This window comes from Azospirillum sp. INR13, assembly GCF_015390205.1.
Lineage (GTDB): Bacteria > Pseudomonadota > Alphaproteobacteria > Azospirillales > Azospirillaceae > Azospirillum.
In genome coordinates this window covers 264426-287787 of record NZ_VUOI01000001.1, presented here as the reverse complement: position 1 = coordinate 287787, position 23362 = coordinate 264426, and the positions used below count along the sequence as shown (strand labels likewise).

At 68.7% G+C, this 23362-nt stretch carries 22 protein-coding genes and 1 pseudogene; 9 read left to right on the top strand and 14 right to left on the bottom strand.

The annotated features are described in order from the left end of the window. Nucleotides 1-47 precede the first annotated feature (47 nt). Nucleotides 48-698 carry a glutathione S-transferase family protein gene (locus F1643_RS01450; RefSeq protein ID WP_255542280.1) on the bottom strand — a complete coding sequence of 217 codons (651 nt, stop codon included), beginning with the start codon at nt 696-698 and terminating at the stop codon, nt 48-50. Between the two features lie 223 nt (nt 699-921). On the opposite strand from F1643_RS01450, the gene F1643_RS01445 reads away from it, so the two are divergent. Further along, nucleotides 922-2304: an aspartate aminotransferase family protein gene (locus F1643_RS01445; protein ID WP_194910015.1), complete on the top strand. Its 1383-nt coding sequence runs from the start codon at nt 922-924 to the stop codon at nt 2302-2304. Nucleotides 2305-2459: 155 nt separating this feature from the next. On the opposite strand, the gene F1643_RS01440 is transcribed toward F1643_RS01445, so the two are convergent. After that, complete coding sequence (locus F1643_RS01440; RefSeq protein WP_194910013.1) at nt 2460-3686, bottom strand: bifunctional 2-polyprenyl-6-hydroxyphenol methylase/3-demethylubiquinol 3-O-methyltransferase UbiG; 1227 nt, start codon at nt 3684-3686, stop codon at nt 2460-2462. Nucleotides 3687-3772: 86 nt separating this feature from the next. Continuing rightward, nucleotides 3773-4908: pseudogene (locus F1643_RS01435) on the bottom strand (asparaginase). A gap of 79 nt (nt 4909-4987) precedes the next feature. Here F1643_RS01435 and F1643_RS01430 point away from each other — a divergent pair. After that, nucleotides 4988-5569 carry an RNA methyltransferase gene (locus tag F1643_RS01430; RefSeq protein WP_194910011.1) on the top strand — a complete coding sequence of 194 codons (582 nt, stop codon included), beginning with the start codon at nt 4988-4990 and terminating at the stop codon, nt 5567-5569. 7 nt (nt 5570-5576) lie between these two features. On the opposite strand, the gene F1643_RS01425 is transcribed toward F1643_RS01430, so the two are convergent. After that, on the bottom strand, nt 5577-6137 hold the full coding sequence (locus F1643_RS01425; RefSeq protein ID WP_194910009.1) for a bifunctional 2-polyprenyl-6-hydroxyphenol methylase/3-demethylubiquinol 3-O-methyltransferase UbiG: 561 nt from the start codon (nt 6135-6137) through the stop codon (nt 5577-5579). A 200-nt stretch (nt 6138-6337) separates the two neighbouring features. Between F1643_RS01425 and F1643_RS01420 the strand changes: the two genes are divergently transcribed. The 5 genes from F1643_RS01420 to F1643_RS01400 all read left to right on the top strand — a co-directional run bounded on the left by F1643_RS01420 (nt 6338) and on the right by F1643_RS01400 (nt 11968). Continuing rightward, nucleotides 6338-6937 carry a DUF1178 family protein gene (locus F1643_RS01420; protein WP_194910007.1) on the top strand — a complete coding sequence of 200 codons (600 nt, stop codon included), beginning with the start codon at nt 6338-6340 and terminating at the stop codon, nt 6935-6937. A gap of 366 nt (nt 6938-7303) precedes the next feature. Further along, the gene (locus F1643_RS01415) at nt 7304-7606 is read left to right on the top strand and encodes a DUF485 domain-containing protein (protein WP_194910004.1); all 303 of its coding nucleotides are present in this window, start codon (nt 7304-7306) and stop codon (nt 7604-7606) included. A gap of 50 nt (nt 7607-7656) precedes the next feature. Then, nucleotides 7657-9330 (top strand): cation acetate symporter, encoded by a 1674-nt coding sequence (locus F1643_RS01410; protein ID WP_194910161.1) that lies wholly within the window; start codon nt 7657-7659, stop codon nt 9328-9330. A 267-nt stretch (nt 9331-9597) separates the two neighbouring features. Beyond that, nucleotides 9598-11469 (top strand): DUF294 nucleotidyltransferase-like domain-containing protein, encoded by a 1872-nt coding sequence (locus F1643_RS01405; protein WP_194910002.1) that lies wholly within the window; start codon nt 9598-9600, stop codon nt 11467-11469. 7 nt (nt 11470-11476) lie between these two features. Then, nucleotides 11477-11968 carry a DNA polymerase III gene (locus F1643_RS01400; RefSeq protein ID WP_194909991.1) on the top strand — a complete coding sequence of 164 codons (492 nt, stop codon included), beginning with the start codon at nt 11477-11479 and terminating at the stop codon, nt 11966-11968. A gap of 18 nt (nt 11969-11986) precedes the next feature. On the opposite strand, the gene F1643_RS01395 is transcribed toward F1643_RS01400, so the two are convergent. From F1643_RS01395 to F1643_RS01380, 4 genes are all read right to left on the bottom strand, one after another. After that, a complete protein-coding gene (locus tag F1643_RS01395; RefSeq protein ID WP_194909989.1) occupies nt 11987-12841 on the bottom strand; it encodes a carbon-nitrogen hydrolase family protein in 855 nt (284 codons plus the stop codon). Continuing rightward, nucleotides 12838-13101, bottom strand: a complete 264-nt coding sequence (grxC, locus tag F1643_RS01390; RefSeq protein WP_014248998.1) for a glutaredoxin 3 — start codon at nt 13099-13101, stop codon at nt 12838-12840. The genes F1643_RS01395 and grxC overlap by 4 nt, the downstream gene beginning before the upstream one ends. 117 nt (nt 13102-13218) lie before the next feature. Then, entirely contained in the window at nt 13219-13986 is a 768-nt protein-coding gene (locus F1643_RS01385) for a ComF family protein (RefSeq protein WP_255542279.1), read from the bottom strand. 13 nt (nt 13987-13999) lie between these two features. Continuing rightward, complete coding sequence (locus F1643_RS01380) at nt 14000-14266, bottom strand: flagellar biosynthetic protein FliQ (protein WP_194909987.1); 267 nt, start codon at nt 14264-14266, stop codon at nt 14000-14002. Nucleotides 14267-14378: 112 nt separating this feature from the next. Here F1643_RS01380 and F1643_RS01375 point away from each other — a divergent pair, with 112 nt between their 5' ends. After that, nucleotides 14379-15278 (top strand): methyltransferase domain-containing protein, encoded by a 900-nt coding sequence (locus tag F1643_RS01375; protein WP_194909985.1) that lies wholly within the window; start codon nt 14379-14381, stop codon nt 15276-15278. 19 nt (nt 15279-15297) lie between these two features. Here F1643_RS01375 and F1643_RS01370 read toward each other — a convergent pair whose 3' ends face one another. The 3 genes from F1643_RS01370 to F1643_RS01360 form a co-directional block, all read right to left on the bottom strand. Beyond that, nucleotides 15298-16068 (bottom strand): sulfite exporter TauE/SafE family protein, encoded by a 771-nt coding sequence (locus F1643_RS01370; protein ID WP_194909983.1) that lies wholly within the window; start codon nt 16066-16068, stop codon nt 15298-15300. 342 nt (nt 16069-16410) lie between these two features. Then, nucleotides 16411-17331, bottom strand: coding sequence for a replication protein RepA (locus tag F1643_RS01365; RefSeq protein WP_063635493.1), 921 nt, complete (start codon nt 17329-17331; stop codon nt 16411-16413). Between the two features lie 327 nt (nt 17332-17658). Beyond that, the gene (locus F1643_RS01360; protein WP_149223890.1) at nt 17659-18498 is read right to left on the bottom strand and encodes a universal stress protein; all 840 of its coding nucleotides are present in this window, start codon (nt 18496-18498) and stop codon (nt 17659-17661) included. Nucleotides 18499-19032: 534 nt separating this feature from the next. Between F1643_RS01360 and F1643_RS01355 the strand changes: the two genes are divergently transcribed. Further along, nucleotides 19033-20778 (top strand): bifunctional diguanylate cyclase/phosphodiesterase, encoded by a 1746-nt coding sequence (locus F1643_RS01355; RefSeq protein ID WP_194909981.1) that lies wholly within the window; start codon nt 19033-19035, stop codon nt 20776-20778. Nucleotides 20779-20986: 208 nt separating this feature from the next. Here F1643_RS01355 and F1643_RS21945 read toward each other — a convergent pair whose 3' ends face one another. From F1643_RS21945 to F1643_RS01340, 3 genes are all read right to left on the bottom strand, one after another. Continuing rightward, on the bottom strand, nt 20987-21136 hold the full coding sequence (locus F1643_RS21945; protein ID WP_255542278.1) for a hypothetical protein: 150 nt from the start codon (nt 21134-21136) through the stop codon (nt 20987-20989). A gap of 326 nt (nt 21137-21462) precedes the next feature. Next, on the bottom strand, nt 21463-22644 hold the full coding sequence (locus tag F1643_RS01345) for a M20 aminoacylase family protein (RefSeq protein ID WP_194909979.1): 1182 nt from the start codon (nt 22642-22644) through the stop codon (nt 21463-21465). Between the two features lie 75 nt (nt 22645-22719). Further along, the gene (locus F1643_RS01340) at nt 22720-23355 is read right to left on the bottom strand and encodes a glutathione S-transferase family protein (RefSeq protein ID WP_194909978.1); all 636 of its coding nucleotides are present in this window, start codon (nt 23353-23355) and stop codon (nt 22720-22722) included. Nucleotides 23356-23362: the final 7 nt, after the last annotated feature.

The window sequence follows — 23362 nt, the reverse complement described above, 5'->3', positions numbered from 1 at the left end:
AAGCTTCGCTTGGGCCCCTTCCCTCTCCCGGGGCGGGAGAGGGCGTTTTAGTAATACGGCGCCGCCAGCCCTTCCGCCTCGAACGTCGCCTTTACCGCCGGGCGCTCCAGCACACGGGCGAGGTACGGACCCAGGTTGGCGAACGTACGTGCCGGCCGTCCCATGAAGCGGGTCCAGCGGCACAGCATGAACAGGTACGGGTCGGCCGCGCTGTACGTGTCGCCTAGTAGCCACGTACGCCCCGCCAGCGCCCGGTCCAGCCCATCGAAATGGCCGTTCAGCCGGGCCTCCGTCGCCGCCTTGAAGGTGGCCTGCGCCTCTGCGCCCTCGACATGGCGTTCGGGGTAGAAGTACAGCAGCATCTCCGCCTGGACGCTGTTGGTCAGGTAGACCAGCCACTTGTAGAACTCCGCCCGCTCGGTCGTGCCGACCGCCGGGGCGAGCTTCGCCTCCGGGTGCGTGTCGGCCAGATGCAGGCAGATGGCGGCGGCCTCATACAGCACCAGATCGCCGTCCACCAGCGTCGGCACCCGGCCGTGCGGGTTCAGCGCCAGATAGGCGGCGCTCTTGTGCTCCCCCTTCTCGCGGTCGAGCAGCACGAGGTCGAAGGGCCGGCCGATCTCACGCAGCAGGATGTGCGGGGCCATCGCGGCGGTGCTGGGCATGCCATAGAGCGTGGGGCCATAAAGCGTGGGCAAGGCGGTCTCTCCCTCCGGTCGTTCGGGTCAAGCTGTCCCATCGGGTCGAACCTCCCGCCAGCGTCTTGCACGCATGGCACGGATGACCAGGAAGCAGGTTTGTGGAGTGGCCGAACTGTGCGTATGATCGGCGGTACTGTTTAACAAATCGAACACCCCCGGCGGACCTCGACCGGACGGCGGGGGAACGAACCCGACAAGACCGAACAGGAAGACCCTTTCCATGACCGCTCCGGGCAGCACCGTCGGCAACTCCGCCGCCAGTCGCGACAAGGCATTCATCCTCCATCCCTACACCAACCTGGACGTCCACGAGACGCAGGGGCCGATGATCATCGAGCGCGGCGAGGGTGTCCGCGTCTTCGACGACGGCGGCCGGGATTACATCGAGGGGATGGCCAGCCTGTGGTGCGTCTCGCTCGGCTGGGGGGAGGAGCGGCTGGTGCAGGCGGCCGCCAAGCAGATGCGGCAGCTGTCCAGCTATCACATCTTCGGCCACAAGTCGCATGAGCCGGGAATCGATCTGGCGGAAAAGCTGATCGGGCTGGCGCCGGTGCCGATGTCGAAGGTCTTCTTCGCCAATTCGGGTTCGGAAGCCAACGACACCGCGATCAAACTGATCTGGTACTACAACAACGCGCTCGGCCGGCCGGAGAAGAAGAAGATCCTCTCGCGCCAGCGTGCCTATCACGGCGTGACGGTGGCTACCGCCAGCCTGACCGGGCTGCCCAACAACCACCGCGACTTCGACCTGCCCATCGCCCGCATCCTCCATGGCGACTGCCCGCACCACTACCGCAACGCCCTTGAGAGCGAGAGCGAGGATGCCTTCGCCACCCGCCTCGCCGAACAGCTGGAGGCGCTGATCCTGGCCGAGGGGCCGGACACCATCGCCGCCATGTTCGCCGAGCCGATCATGGGCGCCGGCGGCGTCGTGGTGCCGCCCGCGACCTACTTCGCCAAGATCCAGCCGGTGTTGAAGAAATACGACATCCTGCTGGTCGCCGACGAGGTGATCTGCGGCTTCGGCCGCACCGGCAATTTCTGGGGCAGCCAGACCATGGGCATGCAGCCGGACATCCTGACCTGCGCCAAGCAGCTGTCGTCGGGCTATCTGCCGATCTCCGCCGTCATGGTGTCGGACGCGGTCTATCGCGCCTGCGTCGACGAGAGCCGGAAGATCGGCACCTTCGGCCATGGCTACACCTACTCCGCCCACCCGGTGGCGGCGGCGGTGGCGCTGGAAACGCTGAAGATCTACGAGGAGCGCGACATCGTCGGCCATGTCCGCTCGGTCGCCCCGGCCTTCCAGTCGCGTCTGAAGGCGCTGGCGGAGCATCCGCTGGTCGGCGAGGCCCGCGGCACCGGCCTGATCGGCGCGCTGGAACTGGTGGCGGACAAGCCGACCAAGACACCCTTCGATCCGCCCGGCCGTGCCGGTGCGCTGGTCAATGGCCTCGCCCAGGAGAATGGCCTGATCGTCCGCGCCATGGGCGATTCCATCGCGCTTTGCCCGCCGCTGGTGATCTCCGAGGCGGAAATCCACGAGACCTTCGACCGGCTGACCAAGGCGCTGGACGCCGCGGTGTCCGTGCTGCGGGGGTGAGTTGATACCCTCTCCCGCCCCGGGAGAGGGAAGGGGCCCATGCGGAGCATGGGAAGGGTGAGGGGTTGGACAAGGATCATAAATCCATGTTCGGAATGCCCCTCACCCTCCCGCCTTCGGCGGGCCCCTCCCTCTCCCGGGGCGGGAGAGGGGGATCAATCCTGCCGCAGATGCATCTTGCCCAGGCCGCCCAGCGCGTCGAACAGCTGGCGGAACTGGGTGAGGAACTGCTCCCAGGTTACCTTCGTCGTCGGTTCGATGGCGGCGTGCAGGGCGCCCAGGCTGGTCTTCCCGTCGACCCTAGACAGGATCGGGCCGGCCAGCCGGGGCAGGGGCAGCGCCACCACGCTGCCCATCAGGTCGAATTCCAGGCTGCCGCCGGGCGGGACATTCTTCGCGACGGTGGGGCCGTCGATGTCGCGCAGCACCGGGACCACCTCCGGCCCGTCCGGCAGGATGCGGGCGGCGTCCAGGTCGGCGGGGCGCAGCAGATAGGCGATGTGCTTGGTGAAGGCGCCGGTGATGCGCTCGGTCCAGGCGGCGCGCTCCAGCGGGTCCATCCCCTCCAGCCGCTTCAGCACGCGGGCGTCCTTGACCCACAGCGACGGCTCGTAACGCAGCGGGTCGATCAGCGTCGCGATGGCCAGCCCGGCGCTGTCCGCCAGCTCCGCCAGTTGCGGCACGCTGTAGGGACGGTCGCAGCTGTGCAGCAGCAGGTCGTAGAGGTTGGCGTCGGCCAAGCGGTGGTCGCTGATGTGCGGGTTGTTCAGCAGCCAGTTGGTCGGCGGCAAGGCCTGGATCAGCCGGCGGGCCAGCGCCACCTTCTCGGCCGGCGGCAAGCCTTCGGTCATGCCGCGCAGGGCCTCCTGCATCGGGTAGACGCCGGTGCGGCCATAGGGGGCGTAGACCATGATGCCGATGCCGCCGCCGGGCGCCAGCGCGCCGGCCAGCGAGCGCAGCCCCGCCGACGGGTCGTCCAGATGGTGCAGCACGCCGCAGCAGTCGATGTAGTCGAACGGCCCCATCCCGTCGAGTTCCAGCAGCGAGCCCCTTTGGAAGTCGATGTTGGTCAGGCCGCGCGCCTTGGCCCGCGCCTCGGCGATGGCGCGGCTGGCGTCGGACAGGTCGATGTAGGTGATGCGGCCGGGGTTGCCGGCATCGGCCATCTGCTGTGCCAGCATGATGGTGCCGTCCCCCGTGCCGCCCCCGGCCACCAGCACGCGCAGCGGCTTGGAATGGTCGATCCGGCCGCCGAAGACATGATGGACCAGTTCGTCCAGATGGCTGGGCGAGCCGGTGATCAGGCGCTTCGACTCGTCGGCCGGGTTGCGCGCCGGGTAGGGATAGGCTTCGTACTGGGCACGCAGGTCGTCGATGCTCATGGGGGACTGCTCATAAGGAACGGGCGCGGCGACCATAGCACCGCGCCCATCCGATGACAGCCGCCCGATGACGTTCCGTCGGTGCCTCAGACGGGCCACCCCGCCGCGGCACGCACCTCGCCAACCCGGGCGCCGGCGCGGTTCAGCAGGGGCGCGGTCAGCAGTTGAGGCACCTGTGCCCATTGCGCGTCGGTCAGCGCCCCGGTCGAGCGGATCAGCGCGGCCAGAGCCACCTCGCGGGCGCGGGCGGCACCGTCCTCGATCTTCAGCGCGATGCCGATGCCCTGCTCCGGGATCACGGCGCAGCCGACCCCCTCGGCCCCGCCCTTGACCAGGACGGCGCCGCCGGCCGCCTCCATCAGCGCGGTGTCGAAGGTGCCGGTGCCGCCGATCAGGAAGGGGTGCTTGCCCAGGCGGCGGCGATGCGGGTGACGGCCGCGGCCCGCGCGTCGGGCAGGTCGACCGGGTCGGCAATGCGGGCCATGGCATAGGCGATGGCGCCCAGCGGGATGCCGACGGTGGGGATGGAACAGCCGTCGACGCCCCAAGGCGCGCCGAACAGGTCCTGGCCGGTCATCTGCTCCATCACGCCCAGGATACGCTGCTGGACCGGGTGTTCGTAGCGGACATAACCCTTCAGCCGCTCGCCCTTGTGCTTCGCCGTGGTCAGGAAGCCGCTGTGCTTGCCGGAGCAGTTGTTGTGGAAGGCGGTCGGCGCCTCGCCGCGACGGACCAGATCCTCGGCGGTGGCGGGATCGTAGGGGATCTGAGCGCCGCATTCGTAATCGTCGAGCGTCAACCCGACCCGCTCCGCCCAGGACCGCACCAGTTCGGTATGCCGCGCCTCGCCATTGTGGGAGGAGCAGGCGAGCGCCAGTTCCTCGTCCCCCAGCCCGAAGGCGTCGAGCGCGCCGCTTTCCACCAGCGGGATGGCCTGCAGCGACTTGATGGCGGAGCGTGGGTAGACGGGCGCGTCGATGTCGCCCCAGCGCGCCAGCACATGGCCGCCGGCATCGACGATGCAGGCGCGGGCGCGGTGGACCGACTCCACCAGGCTGCCGCGCGTCACCTCGACGGTGATCGGGCTTTCCGCAGGACCGGACAGGTCGGCGCGGCCCTCGGCGCCCTCACCATGAGGGTGGGAATGGCCATGGTGGTGGGAATGGCCGTGGTGGTGATCCCCACCGCAGCAGGAGTGGTCGTGGGTATGGTCTTGGCTCATGCCGGCAAGCTTGCCTCGGGCGGACGGTGGCGGCAAGCTCCCGCCCGGTCATCTCCCTACTTAGATCAGCGGGTTCTTCATGCGTGGTTATTTCGGAATCGGGGTGGAGCGGATCAGCAAGCCGGGCAATGTCGGCAACCTGATGCGCACCGCCCATGCCTTCGGCGCCTCCTTCTTCTTCGCCATCGATCCGGAGCCGGATCTGCGGGAGACGAAGCTGGTCGACACCTCGGGCGCCACGCTGCACCTGCCGCTCTACATCCACGAGCGGGTCTCCGACTTCACCCTGCCCAGGGACTGCATGCTGGTCGGGGTGGAACTGACCGACGACGCGGTGGAGCTGCCCAGCTTCCGCCACCCGTCCCGCGCCGCCTATGTGCTGGGGCCGGAGCGCGACAGCCTGTCACCGGCCCTGCTGGCGCGCTGCGACCATGTGGTCAAGATCCCGATGTCCTTCTGCATCAATGTCGGCGTCGCCGGGGCGCTGGTGATGTACGACCGCATGATCTCGCTGGGTCGCTTCGCCGAGCGTCCGGTGCGTCCCGGCGGCCCGCTGGAGGCGCCGGCCCAGCACCGCCACGGCCGGCAGATCATGCGCAACGCCGACCGTCGCCGCCGCATCCGTGGAGAGCAGAAGCCCGCCGACGACAGCGACGAGTAAGGATGCGTCAGAGCGGCAGCGGATCGTCACCGGCGACGGCGCAGATCCGCTGCACGACCGCGGGCCTGGGCATCGATATCTCGCCCTGTTCGAAGGCGACCACCTGAAGCGTGCCGCGCACCGCCTCCAGCAACTCGCCGCGGCGCAGCAGGAAGTCGGGGGAGGACGGCCGGCCGAAGCGGGCGTTGCCGTCGGCGAAGGTCTCGTAGATCAGCACGCCGCCCGGCTCCAGCGCCGCCAGGATGGCGGGGAAGAGCGGACGGTGCAGGTAGTTGGTGACGACGATCCCGGCGAAGCGGCCGGCGGTCGGCAGGGAGGGGGTGTGGCTGCCCGAGTCGCCGTTCTCCAGATCGGCTTGGATCAGGGTGACGTTCGCGCCGCCTTCCAGGTCGGCGACGCCGCCGAGGTCGCGGTCCAGCCCGACCACCGGATGGCCGCGCCGGTGGAACAGCCGCAGATGACGCCCGCCGCCGCAGGCGAGGTCGAGCACCGGGCCGCCCGCCCGCACCAGCGGGGCGAAGCGCTCCACCCAGGGGGAGGGAGGCGAAAGCGGGTGGGGCGTGGGCATGGTCGGATTTCCCTTTGCGGACTTTCCTTTGGCGGTCGCGGAAACGATATCACAGGTGGTATGGACGACAGGACCGGGCGGCGTTTGACGGCGCGGCCCGGCCGTGCTGAATTAGGACAAATCCCGAGTCGCGCCGCAACCCGGACCGGCGCACCGGGGCGGACCTTCCTGCTGCGGGTTAGTTTGGGGCTTGTGGGGATATGATCCTCTTCGCGTTGAGATGCTCGGCCGACCATCGGTTCGAGGCGTGGTTCCGCAACGGTGCCGCCTATGACGAACAGGCGGCGGCGCACCAGATCGCCTGCCCGATCTGCGGCGACACCGTCGTCGGCAAGGCGCCGATGGCCCCGCGCATCGCCAAGGGCGTCGCCAAGGCCGCCGACCGTGCGCGCGAACAGGCCGAAGCCGTCGCGGCCGCCGCCCCGCCGGCGGCCGTTTCCGCCGCCGTTCCCGGCCATGCCCCTTCCCTTGCGCCCGCCGCCATGCCGGTGCCGATTCCCGCCCCGGTTCCGCTGCCCAGCGCCGCCGACATGGTCGCCGCCCTGCCGCCCAGCCTGAACGACGCCCAGCGCGAGGCGGTGGCCGAGGTGATGCGGCAGCTGACCGAGGTGCGGCGCAGCGTGGAGAAGAACTGCGATTATGTCGGCGACCGCTTCGCCGAAGAGGCGCGGCGCATCCATTACGGCGAGACGGACCCCCGCGGCATCTATGGCGAGGCGTCGGACGACGAGGTCGCCGAACTCCACGAGGAAGGTGTGACATTTCACCGCATTCCATGGATCCCGCGGAGCGATTCCTGAGGGATGCGGCGGCCGGACCGGATGGGGCGGCACCACTGATTCCGAACGAAACCATTTGAAAAACTGACAATTTGCAAGGCGCGCCCGGAAACGGGGGCGCCTTTTCCGTATGCCGCCGCAGCCCGGCCCGAGCTTGAATTCCCGGGGATTACCGGGAGATCGCCCCCGCCCGACGCGCCATCCCATCGACCAAGGTAGGGGGTGCGCCCAACAATGATCTGTATCAAACAATTGGGCAGGTCAAGGGCGTACGAATTACGGGGAGAAACCCGGACGCGACCGCCCGGACGGCAAATGCCGGACTGTTCCGCAGACGGTGTCTGAAGGACAGCCGAAAAATTGCCGGCACTCGATGAGGGGACGCACATGAATCAAAGCGCACAACGGATTTTGAACAATCCGAAGTTCCAGGAACTGGTGGCGAAACGGTCCGCCTTCGCCTGGACTTTGTCGATTGCCATGCTGGTCATCTATTTCGGTTTCATTCTGCTGGTGGCGTTCGGGAAGACCTTCCTGGGCACGCCGATCGGCTCCGGCGTCACGACCTGGGGCATTCCGGTCGGCGTCTTCACCATCGTGTCCGCCTTCATCCTGACCGGCATCTACGTCTACCGGGCGAACGGCGAATTCGACGAGCTGAACCGCCAGATCCTGGAGGAATCGAAGTGATCCGCGCAGCCACCACCCGCATCGCCGCCCCGGCTGCCGCCTTGGCCGCCATGGCGGGCGCGCTGGTTCCCGCCTCCGCTTACGCCGCCGCCGTCGAAGGCCCGGTGACCAAGCAGGCGACGAACTGGTCCGCCATCATCATGTTCCTGATCTTCGTCCTCCTGACGCTGGGCATCACCTTCTGGGCCGCCCGCCGGACGAAGTCGGCCAAGGACTTCTACGCCGCCGGCGGCGGCATCACCGGCTTCCAGAACGGTCTGGCCATCGCCGGCGACTACATGTCGGCCGCGTCCTTCCTGGGCATCGCCGGCCTGGTGTACGCCAACGGCTTCGACGGCCTGATCTTCTCGGTGGGCTGGCTGGTCGGCTGGCCGATCATCCTGTTCCTGATCGCGGAACGGCTGCGCAACCTCGGCAAGTACACCTTCGCCGACGTCGCCTCCTACCGCTTCCAGCAGACGCCGATCCGCACCCTGTCGGCCTGCGGCTCGCTGGCGACCGTCACCTTCTACCTGATCGCCCAGATGGTGGGTGCCGGCAAGCTGATCCAGCTGCTGTTCGGCCTCGACTATCTGGTCGCCGTCATCATCGTCGGCGTGCTGATGATCGGCTACGTGACCTTCGGCGGCATGCTGGCGACCACCTGGGTGCAGATCATCAAGGCGGTGATGCTGCTGTCCGGCGCCTCCTTCATGGCCTTCATGATCCTGGCGAAGTTCGGCTTCAGCCCCGAGGCGATGTTCAAGGCCGCCGTCGACATCCACCCGAAGGGTCTGGCGATCATGTCGCCGGGCGCGCTGATCAGCGATCCGATTTCGGCCATCTCGCTGGGCATGGCGCTGATGTTCGGCACCGCCGGCCTGCCGCACATCCTGATGCGCTTCTTCACCGTCGCCGACGCCAAGGAAGCCCGCAAGTCGGTCTTCTACGCCACCGGCTTCATCGGCTACTTCTACATCCTGACCTTCATCATCGGCTTCGGCGCCATCCTGATGATCCTGGCCCCCGACGCCACCGGCGCCTATCCCTTCCTGACGGCGGCCCCGGCGGCCGGCGCCAAGGCGGTGATCGCCAATGTCATCGGCGGCACCAACATGGCGGCCATCCACACCGCCCATGCGGTCGGCGGCGACCTGTTCTACGGCTTCATCTCGGCGGTCGCCTTCGCCACCATCCTGGCGGTGGTCGCGGGTCTGACGCTGGCCGGCGCCTCTGCTGTCTCCCATGACCTCTACGCCTCGGTCTTCGCCAAGGGCCGCGTGAACGAGGCCGACGAAATCCGCGTCTCGAAGATCACCACGGTCGTCATCGGCATCCTGTCGATCGTGCTGGGCATCGCCTTCGAGAACCAGAACGTCGCCTTCATGGTCGGCCTGGCCTTCGTCATCGCCGCTTCGGCCAACTTCCCGATCCTGCTGATGTCGATGTTCTGGAACAAGATGACCACCCGCGGCGCCGTCATCGGCGGCACGCTGGGCCTGGTGTCGGCGGTCACGATGCTGGTCCTGGGTCCGACGGTGTGGAAGGCGGTTCTGGGCAACCCGGCCGCGCTCTTCCCCTACGACAACCCCGGCCTGTTCTCGATCATCATCGCCTTCGTCGGCATCTGGTTCTTCTCGATCACCGACAACAGCGCGCAGGCCCAGAAGGAGCGCAAAGACTTCGAAGCCCAGTACATCCGGTCGCAGACCGGCCTGGGTGCCGAGGGTGCCTCCGCCCACTAAGGCCACCTGCCGAACGAAGAAAACGGGCAAAGCGCCAAGAAGAAGAACGGAAGGGATCGCGTCTCGCACCGCATCCCTTCCTCCCACCGGGGGAGGCATCCCTTCCCCTCCGGGAAAAAGCTCCAGCCCGTGCGGTGAGCGAACCACGCCGCCAAATGTCGCACCCGCTTCCGGCATCACGCCCGGCGGGTGTATCCTGAAAAGCGCCTCCGGATGCGATCCGGGGGCGCTTTTTTATGCCCCGCCCTCCTGTGACGGAGCCCGCCCGTGCAGCACGCGACGCCGACCGCCTCCCCGGACTTCGATTTCGGCCGGCACCCTTTCGATCTGCTGACGGCGGATCAGCGCGCGGCGCTGGCCGGCGCGCTGGACATCGCGCTCTATCCGCGCGAGGCCGTGATCCTCTGCCGGGAGGAGCCGACCGACTCGCTGTTCGTCGTCTTGCGCGGGACCGTGCAGGAACGCCGCGGCGGCGATGTGACGGCTCTCCATGGGCCGGGTGACCGCTTCGGCCTGCAGGCGCTGTATGGTTCGGTGGGAGGGGACGGCATCGGCGCCGGCGCCCGCCGCTTCGTCGCGGTCGAGGAGTGCGTCTGCCATCTGATCCCGCGTGCGGCGCTGGAGGCGCTGGCCGCCGAGAATCCCGCCTTCGGCACCGCCATCCTCGGCGACTTCGCCCAGCGCATGCGCGATCTGGCGGCCGAGAGGTCCAACCGCGAGATGGCGGCGTTGACCATGGCCCGCATCCGGCAGGCCTACCTGCACCCGCCGCTGTTCGTGGAGGCCGCCGCCAGCCTGCGCGACGCGGCCGAGGCGATGCGGCAGAACCGCGCCAGCAGCGTCCTGGTGCGCGGGGCTGACGGGCAGACCGGCATCCTGACCGGCACCGACCTGCGCGATCTGGTGGTGCTGGACGGCCGGCCGGTGACCGACCCGGTCGGGCCGCTCGCCCGCTACGGCCTGCTGACGCTGGACCGCGACGACCTGCTGTTCAACGCGCTGGTCCTGATGACCAAGCATGCGGTGCGCCGCGTCGTGGTGACGGAGAACGGGGCCGTCGTCGGGCTGTTGGGGCAAAGCGACCTGCTGGCGGTGCTGTCCAACCATTCCCAGGTCATCGGCGTGCAGGTGGAGCATGCGACCGGGCCCGACGACCTGCGCCGGGCCAGCCGCTCCATCGTCGAGCTGATCCGCACCCTGCACGCCACCGGGGTCAAGGTGTCCTTCATCGCCGATCTGGTGACGGAGTTGAACCGCCGCATCTTCCGCAAGCTGTTCGAACTGCTGGCCCCGCCGGAGCTGCTGGCGAACAGCTGCCTGATCGTGATGGGCAGCGAAGGGCGCGGCGAGCAGCTGCTGAAGACCGACCAGGACAACGGCCTGATCCTGCGCGACGGCTTCGACTGCCCCGACCTGCCGCGCATCGCCGCCGAGTTCACCCGCCATCTGGTGGAGTTCGGCTATCCGCCCTGTCCGGGCAACATCATGCTGTCCAACCCGGAGTGGACGCGGCCGCTCGCCGGCTACAAGGATGCGATCTTCAGCTGGATCCATCGCCCGGACGAGACGGCGCAGATGAACCTCGCCATCTTCTACGACGCCGCCCCGGTGGCCGGCGATCCCGCGCTGCTGCAGGACGCGAAGGACTATCTGCTGGGCCGGCTGCAGGACAACCAGATGTTCTTCACCCAGTTCGCCCGCCCGACCCTGTCCTTCGACACGCCGAGCGGCCTGTTCGCCGCCCTGTTCGACCGGCGGCGGGGGGAGCCGGTGGACATCAAGAAGGCCGGCATCTTCCCCATCGTCCATGGCGTGCGGGCGCTGGCCCTGGAAAAGCACCGGGCGGAGACCAACACGGTGGAGCGCATCCAGGTGCTGGCCGAACTGGGGGCGCTGGACCGCAAGATGGCCGGGGATCTGGTGGAGGCCTTCACCATCCTGTCGACCATCCGGCTGAAGGCGCGCGTCGATCTGCCCCAGGACACCGAAGGGGCGGAGGAGGGGGCGGAGCTGGCGATCGACAACCTCGTTTACCCCGACCGGCTGGGCAAGCTCGACCACGACCAGTTCAAGGACTGTCTGGCGCTGGTGAAAAGCTTCAAGGAGCTGATCGCCCACCATTTCCGCCTGAATCACTGAGGCGGCGATGGTCCAGTCAACCCACACCGACATCGACCGTCACGGCGACAGGCGCGAACGCGTGGCGATCCATTGCGAGGCGACCGGTTTCGACCTGGAGGCCGCAAGGCCGCTGGCCTTCGCCGCCATCCGCATCCGCGGGCCGCGCATCCTGACCGGCAGCGCCCTGCTGCTCCATCCCGGCAGCGACAGCGGGCTGGGGGAGGCCGGCGACCGGCTGCACGCCTTCATCGGCGACCGGCCGCTGGTCGGCTATTACCTGGACTTCTCCATCGCCATGGCGGAGCGGCTGACCGGCCGCCCGCTGATGCAGGAGCGGGTGGAGGTGTCGGGCCTCTATTACGACCGCAAGATCCGCAACGCGGTGAAGCATGCGGTCGACCTGCGGCTGGACAGCATGATCCGCGATCTCGACCTGCCGGTCCGCCCCGAGGGGGCAATCGGCACCGCGCTGGCCGTGGCCATGGCGTGGCTGCGGCTGACGCAGGAGGGGCGTTGAGGAATCGGAACCGATGCCTCAGAACCCCACCCGCTCCACCTCGAAGCCACGGTCGTGGGTCAGCGACGGGACCATGCCGCGGGCTTCCGCCACCCGGTCCAGGTCGAGGTCGGCGGTGATGAAGCCGACATCGGTGCCGGCATCGGCCAGCACCTCGCCCCACGGCGCGATCAGCAGGGAATGGCCGTAGGTCTGGCGGCCCTGGTCGTGGCTGCCGGTCTGGGCAGGGGCGATCACGAAACAGCCGGTCTCGATGGCGCGGGCGCGCAGAAGCGTGTGCCAGTGGGCGCGGCCGGTCGGCACGGTGAAGGCGGCCGGCACGGTCAGGATCGACGCCCCCGCCTTGGCCAGCGCCCGGTACAGATAGGCGAAGCGCACGTCGTAGCACACGGTCATGCCGATGCCGCCCCACGGGCTGGACGCCACCACGGCCCGCTCGCCCGGCCGGAAGCTGGCCGATTCGCGATAGGATTCGCCGTTCTTCAGCGTGACGTCGAACATGTGGATCTTGTCGTAGGAAGCGACGATCCGCCCGCCGGCGTCGAACAGGTGGCTGCGGTTGGCGGCGCGCCCGTCGTCGAGCAGGACATGCAGGGTGCCGCCCAGGATCCAGGCACCGGTCTCCCGCGCCAGATCGGCGAAGAAGGGGATGCCGGGATGCTCCGCCTCGCTGCGGACGCGCTGCATCGTCTTGTCGCGGCCCTGGACGATCCAGCCGACATTCTCCGGCAGCGCGATGAAGGCCGCTCCGGCGTCGCGGGCGCGGCGGACGAGGTCGCCCGCCGCCCGCAGGTTCGGCTCAAGCTCCGTGCCCGCATTCACCTGGACGCAGGCGGCCTTCAGCACGCCGCTGCCGACGATGCCTTCGCTCATGCGGCGATGCCGAGCAGCGGATCGAGCTTGCCGGCGCGGTCCAGCGCGTGGATGTCGTCGCTGCCGCCATAGGGCTTCCCGTCGATGAAGATCTGCGGGACGGTGGTCCGGCCTTCCGACCGCTCGATCATCTCGCTGCGGCGGCCGGGCTGGGCGTAGAGGTCGATTTCCTCGTATGTCACGCCCTTGCCGTCGAGCAGGCTCTTGGCCCGCATGCAGTAGGGGCAGAAGGGCGTGGTGTAGATGACGACGTCGGCCATGCCGCTGGGCTCCTTTTGGACGTTGGGAAACTATAAGGTCAACCCACGAGGGGCGCCAGACGTTGCAGCCCGCGCGCAACGCCGGTCAGCATCGCCGAACCCGGCCCTTTTCAAGCGTCAGCGGTGCACCACGCGGGCCAGCGTCAGCACATCCACCCGGGCCGCCCCGGCGCGCAGCAGGACGCGCGTGCATTCCGCCAGCGTCGCCCCGGTGGTCAGCACGTCGTCGACCAGAATCAGCCGCTTGCCCGCGACCGAAAGGCCCGGCCGCAGGCGGAAGGCGCCCTTGACGTTGCGGTGGCGTCCCTGGCGGTCCAGCCCGCCCTGGGTCGGGGTGGCACGCCGCCGTTCCAGCAGGTCGGGGATGGCCGGCACGCCGCTGTGCCGCGACAGCGCCTGCGCCAGCAGGGCGGCCTGGTTGTAACGGCGGTGGAACAGCCGGCCGCGGTGCAGCGGCACCGGCACCAGCCGGTCGGCGTCCTCCAGCAACTCCCGCCCGGCGCGGGCCAGCCAGACGCCGTAGGCCTTGGCGGCATGGATGCGGTCGCCATGCTTGAAGCCCAGCACCAGCGGCCGGCTGCCGTCGTCATAGACCAGAACGGCGCGGGCGCGGGCGAAGGGAGGACGGGCGGCCACACAGGCACCGCACAGGGCGCCCTCCTGCGCCTCATACTCGAAGGGCAGGCCGCAGCAGGCGCACAGCGGCGGGGCGATGAAGGTCAGGCCGCTCCAGCAGCGCGCGCACAGGCCCCCCTGCCGGTCCACCGCCTCGCCGCAGCTGAGGCAGCGCGGCGGCAGAAGCGCGTCCAGCAGCCTGGCGGCGGCACCTGCGGCGGCGCGGCCCAATCCGGCAAGGGGTCCAGCCAAGGGGGCGGGTGCCTGCATCCGGACGGTCCCGTCACTGCAGCATGGCGATGCGTTCGAAGATCACGCCGGTGTAGTCGCGCAGAGCCAGATAGATCGCCGGGCCGGTGACGAACAGGATCAGCAGCGTGGCGAAGAACTTGGTGTCCTGCTGCAGCGAGGGCTCGTTGATATGGGTGGCGCTCTGGAACAGCATGAGCACCGCCGACAGCAGGGCGGTGATACCCAGCGGCGGCAGCGAGATCTTCAGGATGACCATCAGCGCTTCGTGGCTGACGGCGATGGCCTCGTCGATGCCCATACGGATGCCTGTCCGGTTTGCCGACCCGTTCGGGGGTGGTGCCGTGGAGATGGTGGCTGGGCTGCGAGTGTAGCACGGTTGTGGTGCCGCCGGGCTGGGGTATAGTGCGGCCATGACAAGCCCCGACAGCATGACCGTCTTCGACCGCGCGCTGGTCCGCCGCCGCCGCGACCGCGCCGTCGCCGAATTCTCCGACCATTCCTTCCTGTTCGAGGAGATCGCCGACCGGCTGGCCGACCGGCTGGAGGACGTGATCCGTCCCTTCCCGCTGGCGCTGGACGTCGGCTGCCACGACGGGGCGATGGGCCGCATCCTGAAAGGCCGCAAGGGGATCGAACGGCTGGTCGCCTGCGACCTGTCGCCGGACTTCGCCCGTGCCGCCGGCGGTCCGGGCAACCCCGCAATCGCCGCCGATGAGGAGTTTCTGCCCTTCGCCCCCGGCAGCTTCGATCTGGTGGTCAGCAATCTCAGCCTGCACTGGGTCAACGACCTGCCGGGTGCCCTGGTGCAGATCAGGCAGGCGCTGAAGCCCGATGGCTTCTTCTGCGCCTCCATGCTGGGCGGCCAGACGCTGGCCGAGCTGCGCCGCTGCCTGTACGAGGCGGAGATGGAGGTGGCCGGCGGCGTCTCCCCCCGCGTGTCGCCCTTCGCCGAGATCAAGGATGCCGGCGGGTTGCTGCAACGTGCCGGCTTCGCCCTGCCGGTGGTCGACAGCGACGTCATCACCGTGACCTATTCCGACGCCTTCGCCCTGATGCGCGAACTGCGGGGCATGGGCGAGACCAACGCGGTGCTGGCGCGGCGCAAGGTTCCCGCCACGCGCGCCATGCTGTTCGATGCAGCCCAACGCTATGCCCAGCTCTATGCCGAGCCGGACGGGCGGATCCCGGTGACCTTCGAGGTGCTCTATCTCGCCGGCTGGTCGCCGCACGAAAGCCAGCAGCAGCCGCTGAAGCCCGGCAGCGGGCAGTTTCCGCTCGGCGACGCGCTGAAGGGCGGCGGCATTCACTGAAGCAGGCTGAGAGGCTGGTTTACGCAACCAGCTTCCAGGCCATCCAGCCCAGCACCCCGGCGTTCACCAGCATGATCGCCGGGGCGACGCGGGCGACGGCGGTCCGCCAAGTGCGGCCGGCGACATGGCCGGCCAGCCCCACCGCCAGCAGACTCGGCACCGTTCCGAGCGCGAAGGCGGTCATCCCGAGCGCACCGGTCAGGGCGCTGCCGCTCGCCGCGGCGACCGCGATGGCGCCATAGAGCATCCCGCAGGGAATGAAGCCCAGCGCCACCCCCAGCCCATAGCCGCGCCAGCCGGTCGGATTGCCGAACAGCGGCCGGGCGAGGCCGGACACCCGGTTCCCCCACCAGCTCTGCAGCCGGCCTTTACCGAGCGACGGCGCTTTCGGCAACCAGGACAGGACGCTGCGCGCGGCGTAGCCGAGGAAGAACAGCGCCGCCAGCGCCAGCAGCGCCACCGACAGCCAGCGCAGTCCGGGCAGCGCCCCGATATGGCCGGCCACCGAGGCTGAAAGCGCACCGATCAGCGCATAGGTCGTCGCCCGGCCGGCATGGTAGGGCAGCACGGCCGCCCCGGTCAGGCGCCGGAACTCAGACATCGCCGACAGCGGCACCCGCTCCAGCCGCGCCGAGACCTGCGCCAGCACGAAGGGGCCGCACATGCCGGTGCAATGGGTGGTTCCGCCGACCAGCCCGGCGGTCAGCAGGGCCAGCAGCAGTCCGCCGTCACGGTCGATGACCACGGCACACTGGTTCAGTCCGGCATCCAGCAGCGACAGGGCGTCCAAGGCAGAGCCTCTCCGAATCGGGAACTGGCGGCGATCTTAGGGGGGAGGGGAGGGCGGTCCAATGACGTGTGTCAATGGATCGGCGGGTGTGGGGGGAAGCGACCGGGCAAGGGCATGTGGTGCTGAGTTAGACCCCCACCCTAAACCCTCCCCCGCTGGGCGGGGGAGGGACAAGTGCTTGTTCAGAAAGGCAGCGGCAGTCCCTCCCCCGCCCAGCTCTCGGACAAAGCCATGCTTTGTGCTGACGCGGCAGGCGGACCGTAGGTCCGCTGAGAGCGGGGGAGGTTAGGTGGGGGCATTCGCCAGCCGACACCTCATGGTCGGTCGCTTAACCCCACGCACTCAAGCCAGCAGGCGGGCGATGGGCGGGCGGCTGGGGTGGAGGACGACGCCGTCGTCGGCCGGTTCGACCTTGGCGTCCGGATAGGCGGCCAGGGCATATTGCAGGGCCTGCACGAAGCGCGGCTTGAAGTGCTTCATCTGGTCGTAGCCGGCGCCGAACTGGGCGTAGAGCGACGGCCAGGAGATCGGCTGCGGCCGGCTCAGCGAATGCAGCCGGTAGGCCAGCCAGACATAGAGGTCGAGGCTGAGCGAGCGGTCCTTCAACTGCCGCACCGCCTCCTCCAGCAGCGGGACCGGGTGGTCGCGCAGGGCCTGGAAGAAGGTCTCGTCCAACTGGACCACGTCGTTCCACAGCGTGCCCTGGCGGTCGTCGCCGAGATCGTCGTGGAAGATCAGGCCGCGCTTGACGATGCCGCCCTTCTCGAACACGTCGGCGTTCTCGCCGTCCCAGAAGAACTTCAGGGTGCAGGCGGAGATGCGCAGAGACTGCTCGCGGAAGCCGCGGAAGGTCTCGCCGCCGACGCTGATGCCCATGCGGGTCAGCCAGTCGCGCATGGAGCGGCCGAGTTCCACCTCGCGCCGGCCGGTGCGCACCGCCTGGGTCTGCAGATAGATCAGGATCATCCGCGCCCGCGCGCCATAGGGCACGCCGAACAGCTTCACCTTGCCGTTCACCTTCAGCCGTCCCGGTTCGACCAGCAGCGTCACCTGATGGCCGCGCTTTTCCCAGGGGGCGTCGTCGGCCAGCTTCTTGTGCGGCAGGCTGGTCAGGCAGAAGCCGCTGTAGGTGATGCCGAGATGCTGGTTCTCGTCCGCCAGGATGTCGGCGGCGATGTCCACCAGCGTCCGATCCTCGGGCCGAACCAGGGCGCGCGCCTTGTCCCGCCCATGTTCGATCACCAGCCTGTGTATGTCGCCCATCGCCGCCCCGCCCGGATGTTGTGGCATCCTGGTGAGCGGCGGGCGCCGGAGTCAATGTGGGGTTAGGCGACCGGGCTAATCGACGGTTAGTTGTTAGACTTATTAGTTGAGTCGCCGCTTAACCCCATGGGGAAAGCCCGAGTCGCGCCGCTTTTCCCCACGAATCCGCCGCTTTGCCCCACGGGGAACGGGGTGGACACATGGGGGTGGTCGCTTTTCCCCACGGGTGCCAAGGGGCGACTCGTGGGCGGTTGCGGAGGGACTCGGGAGGCGGGTGGTCGCTTAACCCCACGGGTGGGGGCGTCGGCGGGCGACGCCCCATCCCCCTCAGTGGCTCATCAGCACCGGAACCGTCATGTGCTGCAGCATGAAGCGGGTCATGCCGCCCAGCACCAGTTCGCGGAATCGGGAGCGGCCATAGGCGCCCATCACCAGCAGGTCGCAGCTTTCGTCGGCGGCCATGTTCAGCACGGTGTCGCCGGGTTCCACCACGTCGGTGGCGACGTGGGTGGCCTCCACGCGGCAGCCGTGGCGGGACAGGTGGCGGGCGATGTCGGCGCAGGGTTCGTCGCCCAGGCCATCGGGGCCGCGCTTCGGATTGGCGGCCATCACCACGACCCGCTTGGCGGTGGACAGCAGGGGCATGGCGTCGCCGATGGCGCGCGCAGCCTCGCGGCTGCCGTTCCAGCCGACCAGGATCCGTTCGCCGATGGAGGAGAAGCGTCCGGCATAGGGCACGACCAGAAGCGGCCGGCCGCATTCGAACAGCAGGTCGGCCGGCTGCGCGACCGGCTGGTCGCGGTCACGGTCCGGAGCCGGTTGGCCGACTACCACCAGATCGGCGTAACGGCCACGCACGGCGGCGGCAATGGTCGGGTCGCCTTCCTGAACCAGCCATTCCGAACGGTCGCTCAGGCCATGGTGGCGCATGGCGTCGTTGAAGGCCGCAGCCATCTGGGCCGTCTGGTCGTTGCGCGACTGACGGCGGCTCTCACGCAGTTCCTGCGGAAACTGGGATTCGATATAGCCGGGGAACACGACGTCGGTGAAGGCGTAGAGCGCGGTCAGATGCGCATCGCACCGGGCCGCGAGCTGGGCCGCGAGGTCGAGACGCGCTGCGGACGCGGGCGTATCGTCGACGACCACCAGAATGTCCTTGAGAGCCATGACGTAATTCCTGCCCATTGATTGTGATCGTTGCCGCCATCGCCAATCGAAGCGGGGGCGATGCACGGGCGGGGCGGTGCCGGGCGGGATAACCTCACTTGCGGTGGCCCGCACGCGTTGGCCCCACTTGCCTTGGCAGTATAAGGCCGCCGACGGTCGCCGATGTCTTTCCTTTACAGGGTACAGCCATGCCCTCTTCGCGTTCCTGCACTGCACACAAACGACTTCGGAGCGGATGGCTGTACAAGGATACAATCCCAGGCCGCAAGGAATATGGCAAGGAGCGCAAACCATATAGTCATCCGCCGCGAACGAATGCACCCAACGAAACAAAAAGCCGGGATTGTGGTTCGATTCGACCTGCAACCCGCACTTGAGTGAATACTATAATATGCGGATGTGTCTTCGTCGCACCGGCTGTAGAAACCTCCAAGCTCTGCTGCCGCCGGGCGCCTTTGGTTTTGACGTGCGGGTGACAATTCGCGTAAGTGTTGGGTATCGATTTCCTGATGAGTACCCCGCTCTAACCTCGCCATGAGTCCAGATCCCCGAATCTCCGCGCTGGCCGACGCTCTGTCGGGTGCCGCCTCCGGTGCGCCGGGGCTTGACGCCCTGCGTCAGATTCTCGACGCCATGACCGTGAGGGTGGCGTTGATGGATCCGCAGCGGCGGCACATCTACGCCAACCGTGCCTATCTGGAGATGATGGGGACCAGCCTGGAAAAGGCGGTCGGCACCACCATCGGTCAGCATCTGGGACCGGAACTGCAGCGCAGCACCAAGGCGCTGGCCGAACGGGCGCTGTCGGGCGAGACGGTGCAGACGGAGGGGTGGATCACCCAGGCCGACGGGCAGCAGCGCTACGTGACGCGGCTGCACGCCCCGCACCGGTCGGACGGCGGCGCCATCTCCGGCTATTTCGTCATCCTGCAGGACATGACCGAACGCCGGCAGGTGCAGGACGACCTGTTCCGCCTCGCCTACTACGATCCCGTGACCGGGCTGGCCAACCGCCTGATGCTGCTGAAGCACATGGCGGACTACCGCAACATGGGCGAGCCGTTCACGCTGGTCATCCTGGACATCGACCGGTTCGCCGAAATCCGCAGCAGCATGGGCCAGGGCTTCGCCAACGAGCTGCTGGACGATCTGGCGCAGCGGATGGGCGCGCAGGCCGCCGCCTTCGACCTGATCGCGCGGGTCAGCGACCATGCCTTCGCCCTGCTGGCCGGCGGCACCTGCGACCGGCCGGCGCTGGAGGCCGCCATCGACGAGCTGGCGGCGGTGGTGCGCTCCGCCCGCTCCAGCTCCGGCGGTACGGTGTTCCTGTCGGCCAGCATCGGCGTGGTGGAGGCCCAGCCCGGCCACGAGCGGCCGGAGGACGTGCTGCGCGACGCCGAGATCGCCACCGCCCGCGCCCGCGAACAGGGCGGCGGCCGGCAGGCCTGGTTCGATCCGGCGATGCATTCCCATGTGGTCGAACAGGTGCGGCTGGAGCATGACCTGCGCGGCGCGCTGGCCAGCGGCAGCGACCTGTGGGTGGCCTATCAGCCGATCGTGGAGATGGTGACCGGCGGGCTTGCCGGGTTCGAGGCGCTGATGCGCTGGAACCACCCGGAACGCGGCAACATTCCGCCCGGCATCTTCATCCCCATCGCCGAGAGCACCGGCCTTGTCGTGTCGCTCGGCACCTGGGTGCTGCGGCAGGCCTGCCTGCAGATCGCGGCGTGGCAGGACCGGCGCGAACCGGGCTCCGCCCCGCTGTTCATGAGCGTCAACCTGTCCACCCACCAGCTGTCCGACCCCAACTTCGTCCAGGTCGTGCGCGAGGTCCTGCGCGAGACCGGGGTGGAGCCGTCCTGGATCAAGCTGGAGCTGACGGAAAGCGCCGTCATGGACAAGGCCGAGCAGTCGATCCGCCTGCTGCGCGACCTGCGGGCACTGGGCATCAAGCTGTCGATCGACGATTTCGGCACCGGCTATTCGTCGCTGTCCTACCTGCACAAGCTGCCCATCGACAGCCTGAAGGTCGACCGTTCCTTCGTCTCGGCCATGCACCAGTCGGAGGAGAACCGCGCCATCGTCCGCATCATCATGGATCTGGCGCGCCTGCTGGGCTTCGACGTCATCGCCGAAGGCATCGAGACCAGCGCCGACGCCAATCTGCTGCGGGCGCTGGCTTGCGACTACGGCCAGGGCTACCACTTCGCCCGCCCGCTGCCGCCGGACCAAGCGGGCAAGCTGGTGGGCGGGGAGTTGCCGTGGCAGATGCCGCGGTGAGGGGGGTTAAGGCGTCGGAGTTAGGCCCCCACCTAACCTCCCCCGCTCTCAGCGGACCTACGGTCCGCCTGCCGCGTCAGCACAAAGCTCTGCTTTGTGCGAGAGCTGGGCGGGGGAGGGACTGCCGCTGCCTTTCCGTACAAGCACTTGTTCCCTCCCCCGCCCAGCGGGGGAGGGTTAGGGTGGGGGTCTAACTTCGCCCCCGAACTCACTTCCCCCGAACGAACTTCGGCGTTCCCGCCGCGCTGGGCAGCAGGCGGACGGCGTAGGGGCTGGTGCGGCTCTGCGCCACCGCCTGGGCCGGGCCGGGAACCGTCTCGCGGTAGCCGACGACCAGATCGGCGCCCGTCTGCTGCACGCTGTCGATGGGTGACGCCGTAGCCCGCCGTGTCGCGGGGTCCCAGGAACACCGCCACCGCCATCCGGCCGCCGGGCAGGGAAGTCGGGGCCGGTTCGCCGACCCGTGCCCACAGCGCCGTCCATTCGGCGCCGTCGCGGGCGACGACATAGGCGCGCTCGGCGGCGCTGCTGTGGTTGCCCTGCCAGACGGTGCCGGCCTCCGCCTGGGCCGGCAGCAGATTGCCCTCGGCGCGGTCGGTACCGGTCTGGCAGCCGGCCAGCATCAGGGTGGGGGCGAGAACCAGCGGGATCAGGCGGAGACGGGACGGCAGCTTCATGGGACGGTCAGGCGCTCCGCGGCAGGATCGTCTCGACCAGCGACGCCCAATAGCTGGCGCCGGTGGTCAGGATCGCGTCGTTGAAATCGTAATGCGGGTTGTGCAGGCGGCAGGACGGACCGCGGTGGCCGCCATGGCCGAGCCAGATGTAGGCACCCGGCCGCTCCTTCAGCATATAGCCGAAGTCTTCCGCCGCCATGGTCGGGGAGGGCGCCCAGACCACATTCCCATCGCCCACCACTTTGGCCGCCGCCGCCGCAGCGACGCGCGCCTCCGGCTCGCTGTTCACTGTGGCGGGGTAGCCGGGGCGGAAGCGCAACTCGGCCTTGGCGCCCAGCCCTTCGGCGATGCTGGAGACGAGGCGGGCGAACTGCTCCTGGATGCGGCGGTGGTTTTCTTCCGTAAAGGTGCGCATGGTGCCGAGCATCCGTGCACCGTCGGGAATGACGTTGGCCGCGGTTCCGGCATCCACCACCGTGATCGACACCACCGCGCTGTCGGCCGGGTTGGTGCCGCGGCTGACCAGGCTCTGCGCCGCGGTGATGATGTGGGCCGACACCAGGACCGGGTCGATGCCGCGGTGGGGCATGGCGGCGTGCGCGCCGTGGCCGGTCACATGGATCTCGAACTGGTTGGCCGCAGCCATCACCGGGCCGGGATGGACGGCGATTTGGCCGGCCGGCAGCTCCGGCCAGTTGTGCAGGCCATAGACCTGCTCGCAGTCGAACTGACTGAACAGGCCGTCGTCGATCATCCGCTTCGCACCGCCAAGCCCTTCCTCGGCCGGCTGGAAGATGAAGTGGACGGTGCCGTCGAAGTTGCGCGTCTCCGCCAGATAGCGGGCGGCGCCCAGCAGCATGGCGGTGTGGCCGTCATGGCCGCAGGCGTGCATCTTGCCGGCATGGCGCGAGGCATGGTCGAAGTCGTTGGCCTCCGGCATCGGCAGCGCGTCCATGTCGGCGCGAAGGCCGATGGCCCGGCCGCTGCCGGTGCCCAGCCCCTTCAGCGTGCCGACCACGCCGGTTCCACCCAGGCCGCGATGCACCGTGATGCCGAATTCCGCCAGCTTCGCGGCGACGATGTCGGAGGTGCGCTCCTCCTCGAACCCGAGTTCCGGGTGGGCGTGGATGTCGCGGCGCCACGCGGTCATGTCGTCCTGGAAAGCGGCGATGCGGTTGTTGATCGGCATGTCTCTAACGCTGGTTGGAACGGCCGGATGCCGCTCGGGGAAGGTGGTGCAATTGTCGTTACGGGAGCGGAATGGCTAACCGGGAGCCGCCGTCTCGGGGACGGCCATGCCGCGCCGCACCGCCGGCCGGTCGGCCATGGCGTCGTGCCAGCGCTTCAGGTTGGGGAAGCGGTCGAGCAGCCCGCCGCCCGCCACCGCCGCGGCGGCGATGAAGGGGAAGCAGGCGATGTCGGCGATGGAGTAAATGGTGCCGCCCAGATGCTCCGCGACGCCCAGCCGGTCTTCCAGCGCCGAATAGCAGCGCATCAGCTCGCCCTTGTACAGGTCGATGGCGTGGGGGATGCGGTCGGGGGCGCGGGCTGCGAAGCGCTGCATGTCGATGGCGGTGGGGCCGAGGTCGCTGACGCCCAGCATGAACCAGCTCATCGCCTCCGCCCGCTCGTCCTCGTCCTCGGGCAGCAGGCGGCCGGTGCGCTCGGCGAAATGCAGCAGGATGGCGCCGGAGCCGAACAGGCGCCGCACCCGGCCGCCCGGCAACTCCTCCACCAGGGCGGGGATCTTGGTGATCGGGCTGATCGCCAGGAAATCCGGCCGCTTGTTCTCGCCGGCGGCCAGATCGACGCGATGGACGGCGTAGGTCAGCCCCAACTCCTCCAGCAGGATGGAGGCCTTGCGTCCGTTGGGCGTGGGAAAGCTGTAGAGCGTAAGCATGCGGTGA

Coding starts and splice junctions, on each gene's coding strand:
- F1643_RS01410 (WP_194910161.1), top strand. CDS start 7,657: ATGGCGGGCGCGCTGGTTCCCGCCTCCGCTTACGCCGCCGCCGTCGAA.
- F1643_RS01385 (WP_255542279.1), bottom strand. CDS start 13,986: ATGCAGGCACCCGCCCCCTTGGCTGGACCCCTTGCCGGATTGGGCCGC.
- F1643_RS01425 (WP_194910009.1), bottom strand. CDS start 6,137: ATGCCCACGCCCCACCCGCTTTCGCCTCCCTCCCCCTGGGTGGAGCGC.
- F1643_RS01365 (WP_063635493.1), bottom strand. CDS start 17,331: ATGGGCGACATACACAGGCTGGTGATCGAACATGGGCGGGACAAGGCG.
- F1643_RS01415 (WP_194910004.1), top strand. CDS start 7,304: ATGAATCAAAGCGCACAACGGATTTTGAACAATCCGAAGTTCCAGGAA.
- F1643_RS01395 (WP_194909989.1), bottom strand. CDS start 12,841: ATGAGCGAAGGCATCGTCGGCAGCGGCGTGCTGAAGGCCGCCTGCGTC.
- F1643_RS01355 (WP_194909981.1), top strand. CDS start 19,033: ATGAGTCCAGATCCCCGAATCTCCGCGCTGGCCGACGCTCTGTCGGGT.
- F1643_RS01360 (WP_149223890.1), bottom strand. CDS start 18,498: ATGGCTCTCAAGGACATTCTGGTGGTCGTCGACGATACGCCCGCGTCC.
- F1643_RS01380 (WP_194909987.1), bottom strand. CDS start 14,266: ATGGGCATCGACGAGGCCATCGCCGTCAGCCACGAAGCGCTGATGGTC.
- F1643_RS01340 (WP_194909978.1), bottom strand. CDS start 23,355: ATGCTTACGCTCTACAGCTTTCCCACGCCCAACGGACGCAAGGCCTCC.
- F1643_RS01445 (WP_194910015.1), top strand. CDS start 922: ATGACCGCTCCGGGCAGCACCGTCGGCAACTCCGCCGCCAGTCGCGAC.
- F1643_RS01430 (WP_194910011.1), top strand. CDS start 4,988: ATGCGTGGTTATTTCGGAATCGGGGTGGAGCGGATCAGCAAGCCGGGC.
- F1643_RS01375 (WP_194909985.1), top strand. CDS start 14,379: ATGACAAGCCCCGACAGCATGACCGTCTTCGACCGCGCGCTGGTCCGC.
- F1643_RS01345 (WP_194909979.1), bottom strand. CDS start 22,644: ATGCCGATCAACAACCGCATCGCCGCTTTCCAGGACGACATGACCGCG.
- grxC (WP_014248998.1), bottom strand. CDS start 13,101: ATGGCCGACGTCGTCATCTACACCACGCCCTTCTGCCCCTACTGCATG.
- F1643_RS01420 (WP_194910007.1), top strand. CDS start 6,338: ATGATCCTCTTCGCGTTGAGATGCTCGGCCGACCATCGGTTCGAGGCG.
- F1643_RS01440 (WP_194910013.1), bottom strand. CDS start 3,686: ATGAGCATCGACGACCTGCGTGCCCAGTACGAAGCCTATCCCTACCCG.
- F1643_RS01400 (WP_194909991.1), top strand. CDS start 11,477: ATGGTCCAGTCAACCCACACCGACATCGACCGTCACGGCGACAGGCGC.